The 13,445-nt window shown below is 71.1% G+C and carries 12 protein-coding genes; 6 read left to right on the top strand and 6 right to left on the bottom strand.

The window, feature by feature from the left end:
- Positions 1 to 283: 283 nt before the first annotated feature.
- Positions 284 to 2,311, bottom strand: a complete 2,028-nt coding sequence (locus ACH4E7_RS17275) for a prolyl oligopeptidase family serine peptidase (RefSeq protein WP_396249899.1) — start codon at positions 2,309 to 2,311, stop codon at positions 284 to 286.
- A gap of 121 nt (positions 2,312 to 2,432) precedes the next feature.
- Positions 2,433 to 3,941, bottom strand: a complete 1,509-nt coding sequence (locus ACH4E7_RS17270; RefSeq protein ID WP_396249898.1) for a peptide MFS transporter — start codon at positions 3,939 to 3,941, stop codon at positions 2,433 to 2,435.
- Between the two features lie 330 nt (positions 3,942 to 4,271).
- On the opposite strand from ACH4E7_RS17270, the gene ACH4E7_RS17265 reads away from it, so the two are divergent.
- Positions 4,272 to 4,946, top strand: a complete 675-nt coding sequence (locus ACH4E7_RS17265) for a response regulator transcription factor (RefSeq protein ID WP_030290974.1) — start codon at positions 4,272 to 4,274, stop codon at positions 4,944 to 4,946.
- Positions 4,947 to 5,009: 63 nt separating this feature from the next.
- On the top strand, positions 5,010 to 6,260 hold the full coding sequence (locus tag ACH4E7_RS17260; RefSeq protein WP_396249897.1) for an ATP-binding protein: 1,251 nt from the start codon (positions 5,010 to 5,012) through the stop codon (positions 6,258 to 6,260).
- A 140-nt stretch (positions 6,261 to 6,400) separates the two neighbouring features.
- On the opposite strand, the gene ACH4E7_RS17255 is transcribed toward ACH4E7_RS17260, so the two are convergent.
- Complete coding sequence (locus tag ACH4E7_RS17255) at positions 6,401 to 6,916, bottom strand: GtrA family protein (RefSeq protein WP_396249896.1); 516 nt, start codon at positions 6,914 to 6,916, stop codon at positions 6,401 to 6,403.
- A 292-nt stretch (positions 6,917 to 7,208) separates the two neighbouring features.
- Between ACH4E7_RS17255 and ACH4E7_RS17250 the strand changes: the two genes are divergently transcribed.
- From ACH4E7_RS17250 to ACH4E7_RS17240, 3 genes are read left to right on the top strand one after another with little or no spacing between them, the layout of a single operon-like run.
- Positions 7,209 to 8,348 carry a 5-(carboxyamino)imidazole ribonucleotide synthase gene (locus ACH4E7_RS17250; protein ID WP_396249895.1) on the top strand — a complete coding sequence of 380 codons (1,140 nt, stop codon included), beginning with the start codon at positions 7,209 to 7,211 and terminating at the stop codon, positions 8,346 to 8,348.
- The gene (gene purE / locus ACH4E7_RS17245) at positions 8,345 to 8,869 is read left to right on the top strand and encodes a 5-(carboxyamino)imidazole ribonucleotide mutase (protein WP_396249894.1); all 525 of its coding nucleotides are present in this window, start codon (positions 8,345 to 8,347) and stop codon (positions 8,867 to 8,869) included. The genes ACH4E7_RS17250 and purE overlap by 4 nt, the downstream gene beginning before the upstream one ends.
- A gap of 33 nt (positions 8,870 to 8,902) precedes the next feature.
- Positions 8,903 to 10,108 carry a dipeptidase gene (locus tag ACH4E7_RS17240; RefSeq protein WP_396249893.1) on the top strand — a complete coding sequence of 402 codons (1,206 nt, stop codon included), beginning with the start codon at positions 8,903 to 8,905 and terminating at the stop codon, positions 10,106 to 10,108.
- A gap of 10 nt (positions 10,109 to 10,118) precedes the next feature.
- Here the strand turns inward: ACH4E7_RS17240 and ACH4E7_RS17235 are convergent, their stop codons facing one another.
- The 3 genes from ACH4E7_RS17235 to ACH4E7_RS17225 all read right to left on the bottom strand — a co-directional run bounded on the left by ACH4E7_RS17235 (position 10,119) and on the right by ACH4E7_RS17225 (position 12,529).
- Positions 10,119 to 10,532 carry a CoA-binding protein gene (locus ACH4E7_RS17235; protein WP_396249892.1) on the bottom strand — a complete coding sequence of 138 codons (414 nt, stop codon included), beginning with the start codon at positions 10,530 to 10,532 and terminating at the stop codon, positions 10,119 to 10,121.
- A gap of 50 nt (positions 10,533 to 10,582) precedes the next feature.
- Positions 10,583 to 11,038 carry a hypothetical protein gene (locus tag ACH4E7_RS17230; protein ID WP_396249891.1) on the bottom strand — a complete coding sequence of 152 codons (456 nt, stop codon included), beginning with the start codon at positions 11,036 to 11,038 and terminating at the stop codon, positions 10,583 to 10,585.
- 153 nt (positions 11,039 to 11,191) lie between these two features.
- Positions 11,192 to 12,529, bottom strand: coding sequence for a UDP-glucose dehydrogenase family protein (locus ACH4E7_RS17225; RefSeq protein WP_396249890.1), 1,338 nt, complete (start codon positions 12,527 to 12,529; stop codon positions 11,192 to 11,194).
- A gap of 197 nt (positions 12,530 to 12,726) precedes the next feature.
- Between ACH4E7_RS17225 and ACH4E7_RS17220 the strand changes: the two genes are divergently transcribed.
- On the top strand, positions 12,727 to 13,445 hold a 719-nt coding region (locus ACH4E7_RS17220), incomplete at its 3' end, for an acyl-CoA dehydrogenase family protein (RefSeq protein ID WP_396249889.1).

Genomic DNA, 13,445 nt, shown 5'->3' with positions numbered 1-13,445 from the left:
TGCCCCCTTCGGCGCTCGGGGGCTGCGGTTCGCGGTTGGTCAGGCTGCGGTGTTGAGGGGGCGTCCGCCCCAGCGGATGCCCTGATCGGATCGGACGTCGCCGCCCATCCAACCGCCACGACCGCCAACCCAGGCGGTGGGCCGCTTTGGCCTCACGGCCGGGCCCGAGGGCCACACCGTGTGGCTGGAAAGTCCGGAGAACCCGGTGTCACTCCGAGGCTGAGTCGTTCCGTCGCTTCGCCCCGTCGGCTCAACGGGGCGAAGCGACCGGTGGCCCACCTGCTCATTCCATGCCCAACGACCTGCGCAGGAAGTACAGTTCGTGCCGCAGCAGGTTCTCCACCGCCGCCTCGTCGGTGGGTCGGTGTCCGGCGCCGCGCAGCGGCAGGACCTCGTGGGGGCGGCCGGCGGCGAGGAGGGCACTGGAGAGCCGCAGGGTGTGGGCGGGGAAGACGTTGTCGTCCGCGAGGCCCTGGATCAGCAGCAGCGGGCGGCTGAGCTTCGGTGCGTCGGCGATCAGGTCGCAGGAGTCGTAGTGCTCGGGGTGCTCGTCGGGGTGGCCGAGGAAGCGTTCCTGCCAGTGGGTGTCGTACATCCTGTGGTCGGTGGGCGCGGCCCCGGCCGAAGCGGCGTGGAAGACGTCCGGGCGCCGCAGCACCGCGAGGGCGGCGAGGAAGCCGCCGTAGGACCAGCCGCGGATGCCGACCTGGTCGAGGTCGAGCAGTCCGGGCCGCAGTCGGTCGGTCTCGTGCAGGGCCTCGATCTGGTCCTCCAACGCGGGCCCGGCTTTGTCGCCCCAGATCCTCTTGTCCCACCGTGGCCCGCGCCCGGGGGTGCCGCGCCCGTCCACCACCAGCACCGCGAAGCCCTGGTCGGCGAACCACTGGGACACCTGCTCGTGCCAGGGGCCGCCGGTGGTGACCTTCTGCATGGCCGGGCCGCCGTACGGGTCGAGCAGGACGGGCAGCGGGCCCGCGCCGGGGCGGTGGGCGGCGGGCAGGTAGAGCGCGGCGCGCAGCTCGCGCGGGCCGAGCCGGAGGAGCTCGGGCCGGGCGGCGAGGACGGGCGGTTCGGCGTGCGATTCGAGCGGCAGCGCGGGGCGGCCCTCGCGCAGGACGGTGGAGCGGCCGCCGGGGTGGCCCGCGACCCGGGTGGTGAGCACCAGTGTCCCGCCGCGCCGCACGCCGGCGTGCAGGCCCGGCCCGTCGCTCAGCTTCCGCAGGCCGGTGTCCGGTTCGTACTGCCAGAGGTGGGTCTCGGTGGGCTCCTCGGAGGCGGTGAACAGCACCTGCTCGCCTTCCGTCCCGAGGACGGCCCGCAGTTGCAGGCCGGCCGGCGTGACCGGCTTGCCGTCGACGGTCAGATGCCGGGTGTCGCCGTCGTCGGCGGTGTCGACCAGCGCGCCGCCCGCCGTCCGGACCGGCAGGCCGGGGAGCAGTTCGATCCAGTGCGGGTCATCGCGTTCGGCGAGCACCCGGGTGGCGCCGTCCGGTTTGATCGCCAGGGTGCGGACGGTGCGCTGGTCGCGGCTCTGCACGGCGGCGTACGGGCCGTGACCGTCCCAGCCGGCGGCCGTGACGTACTCGAAGGCGGCGCGGTCCCAGCGGACCTCGGTGCGGCGCCCGTCGAGGCCGAGCAGCCAGAGTGAGACGTCGGCGTTGGCGGTGCCGGCCAGCGGGTAGCGGATGGCGCGCGGCGGCTGCCGGGGATCGGTGGGGTCGGCCAGGTGCAACCGGGTGACCGGGCGCTGGTCGACCCGGGCGACCAGCAGCGCGGTGCCGTCGGGGGACCACCAGTGGCCGCGGGTGCGGTACATCTCCTCGGCGGCGACGTACTCGGCGAGGCCGTACGAGACGTCCTCGGCCTCGGGCTCGGCGAGCGCGCGGTCGTCCGTACCGTCGACGCCGACCACCCGCAGGGCGCCGCCGCTGACGTACGCGATCCGGTGGCCGGTCGGGTCGAGCCGCGGCTCCTCCGGTTCACCGGTGGTCGGGACGGTGCGGACGGTGCCGTCGGAGGTGTCGGCGAGCCACAGTGCGCCGTCCAGCGCGAAAGCGGCGAGTCGTCCGTCGGCATCGGTGCTGTACGAGGCGATGCCGGTCGCGGAGCCCAGCGCGGCCGGGTCGGCGATCAGCCGCTCCGCGCCGCTGTCGGTGTCCAGCGCCCAGAGGCGGGTGAGCCGGTCGGTGCCGCCGCGGCTGCGCAGGAAGAGCACGGTGGTGCCGTCGGCGGTGGGCTCCGGCTGGACGGGGACGCCCAGGGTGAACTGCCGGGTGCGGGCTAACTGGCGGGGCAACGAGTCGGTCGTCATGCCGGGCACTCTAGGCACACCCGGCCCGGCCCCGTCGAGAGGAATATCCGAGGGGGGAAACGACCGGGGCCGCCGTGGATCTCAGGAATCCACGGCGGCCCCGGAGCGGGAGGGACGGACGTCAGTGCACGTCGCCCATGAGCTTGACGACCCGCTTGCGGTACAGCCACAGCGCGACACCGGCGACGATCGCCATGGCGCCCTGCACGGCGAAGTACGTGGTGCTGCCGACCACGTCGTCACCCAGCACGAGCTGGAAGATGGCGGCGACACAGTCGCCCGCGGTGACGGCGAGGAACCAGACACCCATCATCTGGCTGGCGTACTTGGTGGGCGCCAGCTTGGTGGTGACGGACAGGCCGACGGGGGAGAGCGTGAGCTCACCGACGGTCTGGACCAGGTAGACCATGGCCAGCCACAGCGGGGTGACCTTGGTGCCGCCGGTGGCGGCGGCCATCGCCAGCATCATGACGATGAAGGAGGCGCCGATCATCAGCAGACCGAAGGCGAACTTCGTGGTGGTGCTGGGGTTCTTCGACCGGCGGGCCAGGGCGACCCAGAACCAGGCGAAGACCGGGGCCAGCGCCATGATGTACAGCGGGTTGAGCGACTGGAACCAGCTGGACGGGAAGTCGAACCCGAACAGCGTGGACGCGGTGTGGTCGTCCGCGAAGATGCTCAGCGTCGAGCCGGACTGGTCGTAGATCATCCAGAACACGGCGGCGGCGACGAAGAACCAGATGTAGCCGCTCATCCGGGACTGCTCGGTGGCGTCGAGGTCCTTGTCGCGCTTCACCTTGGCGAAGACGAAGACCGGGATCGCGATGCCCGCGATGGACAGCGGCCAGAGCACCCAGTCGATGGTGAAGGAGCCGCTCGCGACGAGCGCGCCGTAGATGACCGCCGCGATGCCCAGCCAGATGCCGGCCTTCATGAAGATCGAGCGCTTCTCGTCCGCGGAGATCGGCGAGGCGACGACGTCGCTCTTGGGGCTCAGGTGGCGGGTGCCGAGCAGGAACTGGCCCAGGCCGAGGGCCATGCCGACGCCGGCCAGGGCGAAGCCGAGGTGCCAGCTGACGTTCTGGCCGACGGTGCCGATGACCAGCGGGGCCGCGAAGGCGCCGAGGTTGATGCCCATGTAGAAGACGGTGAAGCCACCGTCGCGACGCGGATCGTTCGGGCCGTCGTACAGGTGGCCGACCATCGTGGAGATGTTGGCCTTGAGCAGGCCGGAGCCGATCGCGATGAAGGCGAGGCCGGCGAAGAACGAGCCGCTGAACGGCACGGCCAGCAGGAAGTGGCCGATCATGATGATCGTGCCGCCGACCGCCACGGTCTTGCGGGCGCCGAGGAAGCGGTCCGCGATCCAGCCGCCCGGGAGGGCGAGCAGGTAGACCATCGCCGTGTAGACGCTGTAGATGGCGGTGGCGACGGCCATCTTCATGCCGAGGCCGCCGTCCGCGAGGGAGGCGGTCATGTAGAGCACCAGCAGGGCGCGCATGCCGTAGTAGCTGAAGCGCTCCCACATCTCGCTCATGAAGAGAGTGGCGAGCCCGCGGGGGTGCCCGAGGAAGGTCTTGCCGCTGGGAGTGGCCGACTTGAGGCCGGAGTCCAGGGTCGTAGACGCCATGAGTAGTGGTTCCTTGCCTGACAGCGTCCGCCTGGGGGGGTGGCGGCGGACGTGGACTTGAACCACTCTACGTGGCGATATTTGGCGTTATCAGATGACAAACGCCGTGAATCAGCCGGGTTAATAACAAAGTTGGCAACGGATCCGCCCGATTGATCCATGGTAGACAGGCATCTCTTCCTTGGGTTTCAAGATCCAAAGGGGGATTTCTCGCCGAACGGCCGGTCGGCAACGCTCCGTTGACCCCCGAATGGCCCCTGTATAACGATCACGCTCTGTGAACTACCTCACAGGGCGTACGCGCATACCCCGGCGGACTACCATCACCACATGACCTGTGTGCTGCTCGCCGAGGACGATCCGGCGATCTCCGAACCGCTCGCCAGGGCCCTGCGACGCGAGGGCTATGAGGTGCTTGTCCGCGAGGACGGCCCGACGGCACTGGCCGCCGGCCTCACCGAGGAGGTCGACCTCGTCGTCCTGGACCTCGGCCTGCCCGAGATGGACGGCCTTGAGGTCTGCCGCCGTCTGCGCGCCGACGGCAAGAGCTGCCCCGTCCTGGTGCTCACCGCCCGCGCGGACGAGGTGGACACCGTGGTCGGCCTGGACGCCGGTGCCGACGACTACGTCACCAAGCCCTTCCGCCTGGCCGAACTGCTCGCCCGCGTCCGGGCCCTGCTCCGGCGCGGCAACGTGGACCAGCTCACCACCGGTGCGCACGGGGTGAAGATCGACATCGAGTCCCACCGCGCCTGGCTCGGCGAGGAGGAGCTGACCCTCTCCGCCAAGGAGTTCGAGCTGCTGCGCGTCCTGGTCCGCGACGCCGGCCGGGTGGTCACCCGCGAGGAGATCATGCGACAGGTCTGGGACACCACGTGGTGGACCTCGACCAAGACCCTGGACATGCACATCTCCTGGCTCCGCAAGAAGCTCGGCGACGACGCGGCGAACCCGCGCTACATCGCCACCGTGCGCGGAGTGGGGTTCCGGTTCGAGAAGAATTAGCCCCGTACGGAGATCGAGGCCGGGCGTCGGCCGATGAAGCGGAACACCTCGGGGAGCAGCAGCGTGAAACGCCGGATGATCAACTCGCTGCTGGTCGTCGTCCTGGTCGTCGTCGTGGTGTTCTGCGTGCCGCTCGCCCTGGTCGAGAAGCGCACCATCGTCAGCTCGGCCCAGGACCGGGTGGACGCGGCCGCCGTCCGGGTGCTCGCCCTGGTGGAGAGCCGGCTCGCCGCGGGCGAGTCGGTCAGAGAAGGGCGCGTCTTCGAGAGCCAGGTCACCGAGGGCAGCTACGTCGAGGTGCAGATCCCCGGCCAGCAGGTGGTCTCGGCCGGTGACCGCCCGGCCGGGAACCACCTGCTGAAGGCCGTCGAGCACGGCATCAACGGCGGCGAGACCGTCACCGTCGAGCAGTCCCGTGAGGACGTCGACCACGAGATCGCCAACATGCTGCTGCTGCTCGGCGTGGTCGCGCTGCTCGCCGTCCAGGCCGCCGTCGCGCTCGCCGTCTGGCAGGCCAAGCGGCTCGCCCGGCCGCTCACCGACCTCGCCGAGACCGCCGAGCGGCTCGGCTCCGGCGACCCGCGCCCGCGCGACCGCCGCTACGGCGTGCCCGAACTGGACCGGGTCGCCGAGGTGCTGGACACCAGCGCCGAGCGGATCGCCCGGATGCTCACCGCCGAGCGCCGGCTCGCCGCCGACGCCTCGCACCAGCTGCGCACCCCGCTCACCGCGCTGTCCATGCGGCTGGAGGAGATCACCGCCCTCGCCGAGGAGCCGGAGACCGTCAAGGAGGAGGCGACCATCGCCCTCCAGCAGGTCGAGCGGCTCACCGACGTGGTCCAGCGGCTGCTCACCACCCAGCGCGACCCGCGCAGCCCCACCGCCGTCGCCTTCGACCTGGACGAGGTGATCAAGCAGCAGGTGGAGGAGTGGGGCCCGACACTGCGCGAGCAGGGCCGGGTGCTGTCCCTGGAGGGCCTGCACGGGGTCACCGCGGTCGGTACCCCGGGGACGGTGGCCCAGGTGCTCGCCACCCTGATCGAGAACTCGCTGATGCACGGCGCCGGGACGATCACCCTGCGGGTCCGGCCCTCCGGCACCTCCGTGGTGGTCGAGGTGCAGGACCAGGGCGCCGGGGTGCCGGCCGACCTCGGCAACCGGGTGTTCGAACGCGCGGTCAGCGGCCGCAACTCCACCGGCATCGGCCTGGCCGTCGCCCGCGACCTCGCGGAGGCGGACGGCGGTCGGCTGGAACTGCTCTCGCTGAAGCCCGCGGTGTTCGCGCTCTTCCTGGGCCGCAGTCACGAGGACTAGTCAGGCTCGGGGCAGCCGTGGCGATCCTCCTGGGCCCCGCTCGGCCTCGATCGTCCGCACCGGCCGTGATCGGCGGCCGCTGTCCTCCGGTGGAGGCGGGCCCGGCAGGCGGGGGCCCATCGGGCCTTCAGGCGGGGGGCCTACTCGGCCTTGGCGTAACGGACCTGCTCGGCGGCCAGTATCAGCTCGGCCTGGGCGGCGAGCTCCTGGCCGCTGGCGGCGTCGCCGTCCTGCCCGGTCTCCGGCAGCGCCTTGAAGACCCACGTCCGGTAGGAGAAGAACCGGAAAGCCGTACCGGCGATCAGGCCGATCACGTTCTTGGCGATCAGCTGGCTGGTGGCCGAGTGATAGCCGAGCACGTGCACCGAGAAGGCGTTGATGCCGTTCTCGATCAGCATGCCGATGGCGCTGAAGATCAGGAAGAGGGTGATCTCGCGCTTGCGCGAGGCCGCGTCCCGGTCGCGGTAGAGCCAGTAGCGGTAGCCGAGGTAGTTGGTGCCGATCGCGACGCTGGTGGCGATGTAGCCCGAGAGGGAGTTGACCGGACCGGTCGCCTTCAGGCAGACCCAGAAGACGCCGGCGTTGACGACCACGCCGGTCAGGCCGACGATGCCGAACTTCACCGCCTCAACCCTGAGCCCACGCAGTTTCTGCATGAGCGAGGGGTGCGAAGCTGCGGTCGTCGCCATACCGGGTGGCCTCCATGTGTACGTGGGTCGAAAGGACGGATCGCTGGGACGCGACCACCCCTTGAGCCCTGCGTGCACGCACATGATCCGACCGCGCGGACGAGGACCTAGCCGCCCAGGCTACCTGCTTCCACCGAACGGCTCAGCCGTCCGGGACGGGGGTTGACATCTACGCGCGTCCACTACTCACGGCCCCACCGCGGCTCAATGGCCCCCCACCGGCCCGGATATCCTGGGCCGCGTGACTTCCCCGGGCAATGTGAATTTTCCAGTGGTGGGCATGATCGGTGGCGGGCAGCTGGCCCGCATGGCACACCAGGCGGGCATCCCGCTCGGGGTCAGGTTCAAGCTCCTCGCCGACACGCCGCAGGACTCCGCCTCGCAGGTGGTCTCCGAGGTCGTCCTCGGTGACTACCGCGACCTCGACACCCTGCGCCGCTTCGCGGCCGGGTGCGACGTCATCACCTTCGACCACGAGCACGTGCCGACCGAGCACCTGCGGGCCCTGGAGGCCGACGGCACCGCCGTCCGCCCCGGTCCGGACGCGCTGGTCAACGCCCAGGACAAGGGCGTGATGCGGGCCAAGCTCGACTCCATCGACGTGCCCTGCCCCCGGCACCGGATCGTCGCCGACCCGGCCGACGTGACCGCCTTCGCCGACGAGGGCTCCGGCTACCCCGTCGTGCTGAAGACCGTCCGCGGCGGCTACGACGGCAAGGGCGTCTGGGTCGTCGACGACGAGCAGGAAGCGCAGGCGCCGTTCCTGGCCGGCGTCCCCGTGCTGGCCGAGGAGAAGGTCGACTTCGTCCGCGAGCTGGCCGCCAACGTGGTCCGCTCGCCCAGCGGCCAGGCCGTCGCCTACCCGGTGGTCGAGAGCGTCCAGGAGAACGGCGTCTGCGCCGAGGTCACCGCCCCCGCGCCGGACCTCGACCCCGCCCTCTCCGACGAGGCCCAGCAGCTCGCCCTGCGGATCGCCGGCGAGCTCGGCATCGTCGGCCACCTGGCCGTCGAGCTGTTCCAGACCCGGGACGGCCGCATCCTGGTCAACGAACTGGCCATGCGCCCGCACAACTCCGGGCACTGGACCCAGGACGGCGCGGTCACCTCGCAGTTCGAGAACCACCTGCGGGCCGTCCTCGACCTCCCGCTCGGCGACCCCCGGCCGCGCGCCAAGTGGACCGTCATGGTCAACGTCCTCGGCGGCGACTACCCGGACATGTACCACGCCTTCCTGCACTGCATGGCCCGCGACCCCGGGCTGCGGATCCACATGTACGGGAAGGACGTGAAGCCCGGCCGCAAGGTCGGCCACGTCAACGTCTTCGGGGACGACCTCGACGACGTCCGCGAGCGCGCCCGCCATGCGGCCGCCTACCTGCGAGGAACGATCACCGAATGACATCCCCGGTTGTTGGCATCGTGATGGGCTCGGACTCCGACTGGCCGGTCATGGAGGCCGCCGCCCAGGCCCTGGACGAGTTCGAGATCCCCTACGAGGTGGACGTCGTCTCGGCCCACCGGATGCCCCGCGAGATGGTCGCGTACGGCGAGAACGCCCACAAGCGCGGTCTGAAGGCGATCATCGCCGGCGCCGGCGGCGCGGCCCACCTGCCGGGCATGCTGGCCTCCGTCACCCCGCTGCCGGTCATCGGCGTGCCGGTGCCGCTGCGCTACCTGGACGGCATGGACAGCCTGTTGTCGATCGTCCAGATGCCGGCCGGCGTTCCGGTGGCCACCGTCTCGGTGGCCGGCGCGCGCAACGCGGGCCTGCTCGCGGTCCGGATGCTCGCCGCCTTCGACACCGACCTCGCCGAGAAGATGACCGACTTCCAGGCCGAGCTGAACAGCCAGGCCACCGAGAAGGGCAAGAAGCTCCGGGCCAAGGTGGCCGGATCCACCTCCTTCGGTTTCGGCAAGTAACCCCGCTGGTGGGGGTGGGGTAGAACAGCCCGTATGACTCCTCAGACGGACTCCCCCACCCCGCTGGACCGCGCCCGGGCCCTGCTCCGCACCGCCCCCGTGGTGGACGGTCACAACGACCTCCCCTGGGCGATGCGCGAGCAGGCCGGGTACGACCTCGGCGCGCTCGACCTCGCCGCCGACCAGAGCGACCGCCTGCACACCGACCTCGCCCGCCTCGCGGAGGGCGGCGTCGGCGCGCAGTTCTGGTCCGTCTACGTCCCCGCCTCGCTGGCCGGCGACCACGCGGTGAGCGCCACCCTGGAGCAGGTCGACTTCGTCCACGCCCTGGTCGAGCGCTACCCCGACCGGCTGCGCCTGGCCCGTACCGCCGCCGACATGGAGGCCGCCCGCGCCGAGGGCCGGATCGCCTCGCTGATGGGCGCCGAGGGCGGCCACTCCATCGACTGCTCGCTGGCCACCCTGCGCGCCCTGTACGAGCTCGGGGTGCGCTACCTGACGCTCACCCACAACGACAACGTGCCGTGGGCGGACTCCGCGACCGACAAGCCGGTGGCCGGCGGGCTGACCCGGTTCGGCGAGGAGGTCGTCCGGGAGATGAACCGGCTCGGCATGCTGGTCGACCTCTCGCACGTCTCCGCCGACACCATGCGGGACGCCCTGCGGGTCACCGAGGCGCCCGTCGTCTTCTCGCACTCCTCCTCGCGGACGGTCTGCGACCACCCGCGCAACATCCCGGACGACGTGCTCGCCCAGCTGCCCGCCAACGGCGGTGTGGCGATGGCGACCTTCGTCCCCAAGTTCATCCTGCCCGCCGCCATCGAGTGGACCCTGGCCGCCGACGAGAACATGCGCGCCCACGGCTTCCACCCGCTGGACACCACCCCGCCCGCGATGGAGCGCCAGCGCGCCTTCGAGGCCGCCAACCCGCGCCCGATCGCCACCCCGGCCACCGTCGCCGACCACCTCGACCACATGCGCGAGGTGGCCGGTATCGACCACATCGGCATCGGCGGCGACTTCGACGGCACCGCCTTCCTGCCGGACGGCCTCGACTCGGTGGCCGGCTACCCCAACCTGGTCGCCGAACTCCTCGGCCGCCACTGGTCGGAGGCGGACCTCGCCAAGCTCACCTGGCACAACGCCGTCCGCGTCCTGCGCGACGCCGAAGCGGTCGCCGCGACGCTGCGCACCACCCGCCGCCCGTCCATCGCCACCATCGCCCAGCTGGACGGCTGAGCCCGCGTTCCTAGCCGAGCCGGGGGATCTCGATGGCCGGGCACCTGTCCATCACCATCGAGACCCCTGCGGCCCGAGTGCGCTCGTACGCGGCCTCGTCGACCACCCCGAGCTGGAACCAGACCGCCTTCGCCCCGACCGCCACCGCCTGGTCGGCCACCTCCCCGGCCAGCGCGCTGTTCACGAACACGTCGACGACGTCGACCGGGAACGGAATTTCGGCGAGTGAGGCGTACCCGGGCTCGCCGAGCACCGTCTCGGCCTTCGGGTGCACCGGCACGATCCGCTTGCCGTAGCGCTGCAGGACCCGGGCCACCCTGTAGGCGGCCCTGGCGGTGTTGGTGGAGAGGCCGACCACGGCCCAGGTGTCTCCGGTGCCGGTGAGGATCTCGCGGACCGTCGCTTCGTCGCCGTAGCTCGTCATGCCGCTCTCAACGACGACCGCGGGTCCGGGATTCCTCGGCCTCTGCGGGCTCAGGAGTTGAACGCCTCAAGCGTGACGCGAGCGGTGCTCCCGGCGGTGTAGGTGGCCTTCAACTCCAGGAACATGGCCTGCCCGCTCGGCCGGGCCTCGTTGGTCTCCTGGCTGTTGGCGAAGTCCAGGCCTTCGGCGCGGTCCCCGGTCAGCCGCACGCGCGGGAAGGCCGTCGTCAGCCGCTGCGCCAGGTCGGTTTGGGGCATCGTGAACTCGGCCGTGTACCCCCGGTCCATCCAGCCGCCGGTGTCCGTGCAGCTGGCCCCGGTGGCCTGCGCGGGCATCGAGGCGCCGGCGAACTTCATGACGTCCGAGCAGCTGACCGCGGAGGGCTTGCCGACCTCGCCCGAGGTGAGCGCGCAGAAACCGAAGTAGGCGACGGCCGTGATCAGGGCGACGGCCAGGAAGGAGACGGACAGCCGGGTGAGCCATCTGTCCCGACGTTCGACGTGCATGAAGGACCCCCCGGTCGTTCCCGATCAGCACGGACAGCGCGTGCGCAGATCCTCGCACACGTCTTGAACGGGTTCAAATATTGTCCTCGCGGCACGGAAGCGCCCGCCCCGGGATGTCCTGGGGGCGGGCGCGCTCGGCTCGGGGCCGGGGTGTCAGCTGGGGCGGCCCAGGGCGCGGTAGGTCCAGCCGGCGGCGCGCCAGGCTTCGGCGTCCAGGACGTTGCGGCCGTCGAGGAGGCGGCGTTCGGCGACGACGGCGCCGAGCTCGGCCGGGTCCAGCTCGCGGAACTCGGCCCACTCGGTGAGGTGGAGGACGACGTGGGCGCCCTCGGCCGCCTCCAGGGCGGAGCCGGCGTAGGCGAGTGAGGGGAACATCTTGCGGGCGTTGTCCACGGCCTTCGGGTCGTAGACGGTGACCTGGGCGCCCTGGAGCTGGATCTGGGCGGCCACGTTGAGGGCGGGGGAGTCCCGGATGTCGTCCGAGTTGGGCTTGAAGGCGGCGCCGAGGACGGCGACCCGGCGGCCCAGGAATCCGCCGCCGCACTGCTCGCGGGCCAGCTCGACCATCCGGGAGCGGCGCCGCATGTTGATCGAGTCGACCTCGCGCAGGAAGGTCAGCGCCTGGTCGGCGCCGAGTTCGCCGGCCCGGGCCATGAACGCCCGGATGTCCTTGGGCAGGCAGCCGCCGCCGAAGCCGAGACCGGAGTTGAGGAACTTGCCGCCGATCCGCTCGTCGTAGGAGAGCGCCTTGCTGAGCTGGGTGACGTCCGCGCCGGCCGCCTCGCAGACCTCGGCCATCGCGTTGATGAAGGAGATCTTGGTGGCCAGGAAGGAGTTGGCGGCGGCCTTGACCAGCTCGGCGGTCGCGAAGTCGGTGACCAGGAACGGCACGCCGGCCGCGATCGGCTCGGCGTACACCTCGCGCAGCAGCCGCTCGGCCCGCTCGCTCTGGGCGCCGACCACGATCCGGTCCGGCCGCAGGGTGTCCTGGACGGCGAAGCCCTCGCGCAGGAACTCCGGGTTCCAGGCGAGTTCGGCGCCCTCGCCGACCGGTGCCAGCGCGGCCAGCCGCTCGGCCAGCCGGGCCGCCGAGCCGACCGGGACGGTGGACTTGCCGACCACCAGGGCCGGGCGGGTCAGGTGCGGCGCCAGGTCCTCGATCGCGGTGTCCACGTACGACATGTCGGCGGCGAACTCGCCCTTGCGCTGCGGGGTGTTGACGCAGATGAAGTGCACGTCGCCGAACTCCGCGGCCTCCTTGGCGGAGGTGGTGAAGCGCAGCCGCCCCGTCGAGCCCTCGTGCCCGGCCACGTGCTTGAGCAGCAGCTCGGACAGTCCCGGCTCGTACATCGGGACACGGCCGGCGGTGAGCGTGGCGATCTTGTCGGGATCGATGTCCAGGCCCAGCACCTCGAAGCCGAACTCCGCCATCGCGGCGGCATGCGTGGCGCCGAGGTAGCCGGTGCCGATCACGGAGATGCGCAGGGTCACGGGTTCCCCTTGAGTTGCGGGTTCGACCAGTAGAGGTGCCCTGATGCTATCCGCCCGGCCGGGGCCGGCAGGGATCGCCCGCCTCCGGAGGGCGCTAGGCAGCCGCAGGTCGGAGCCCTAGGATCTCTACTGAACGGTAGTTAACCCCGGATTCGACGTCGATCAGACTTCGGTCACTGGACCACGAGGCAGGCATCATGGCGGGCAGCGCTGACTTCGATCTCTTCCGTATCTCCGAGGAGCACGAGATGCTTCGCGAGGCGGTGCGTTCGCTGGCCGAGGCGAAGATCGCGCCGTTCGCGGCGGAGGTGGACGAGCAGGGGCGGTTCCCGCAGGAGGCGCTGGACGCGCTGCGGGGCAATGACCTGCACGCGGTGCACGTGCCGGAGGAGTACGGCGGTGCGGGGGCGGACGCGCTGGCGACGGTGATCGTGATCGAGGAGGTCGCGCGGGTGTGCGGCTCGTCCTCGCTGATCCCGGCGGTGAACAAGCTGGGCTCGCTGCCGGTGCAGCTGTCGGGCTCGGAGGAGCTGAAGGCGAAGTACCTGGGGGCGCTGGCGCGGGGTGAGGGGATGTTCTCGTACTGCCTGTCGGAGCCGGAGGCGGGTTCGGACGCGGCGGGGATGAAGACCCGGGCGGTGCGTGACGGTGACTTCTGGGTGCTGAACGGTGTGAAGCGGTGGATCACCAACGCGGGTGTGTCGGAGTTCTACACCGTGATGGCGGTGACCGACCCGGAGAAGCGCTCGAAGGGCATTTCGGCGTTCGTGGTGGAGAAGGGCGACGAGGGTGTGTCCTTCGGCGCGCCGGAGAAGAAGCTCGGTATCAAGGGCTCGCCGACGCGTGAGGTGTACTTCGACAATGTGCGGATCCCGGCGGACCGGATGATCGGTGCGGAGGGCACCGGTTTCCAGAC

Source organism: Kitasatospora sp. NPDC018058, from assembly GCF_044327205.1.
In the GTDB taxonomy this organism is placed as follows: Bacteria; Actinomycetota; Actinomycetes; order Streptomycetales; family Streptomycetaceae; genus Kitasatospora.
Note: the sequence above shows the minus strand (reverse complement) of the source record. Positions and strands in the feature narration are given on the sequence as shown.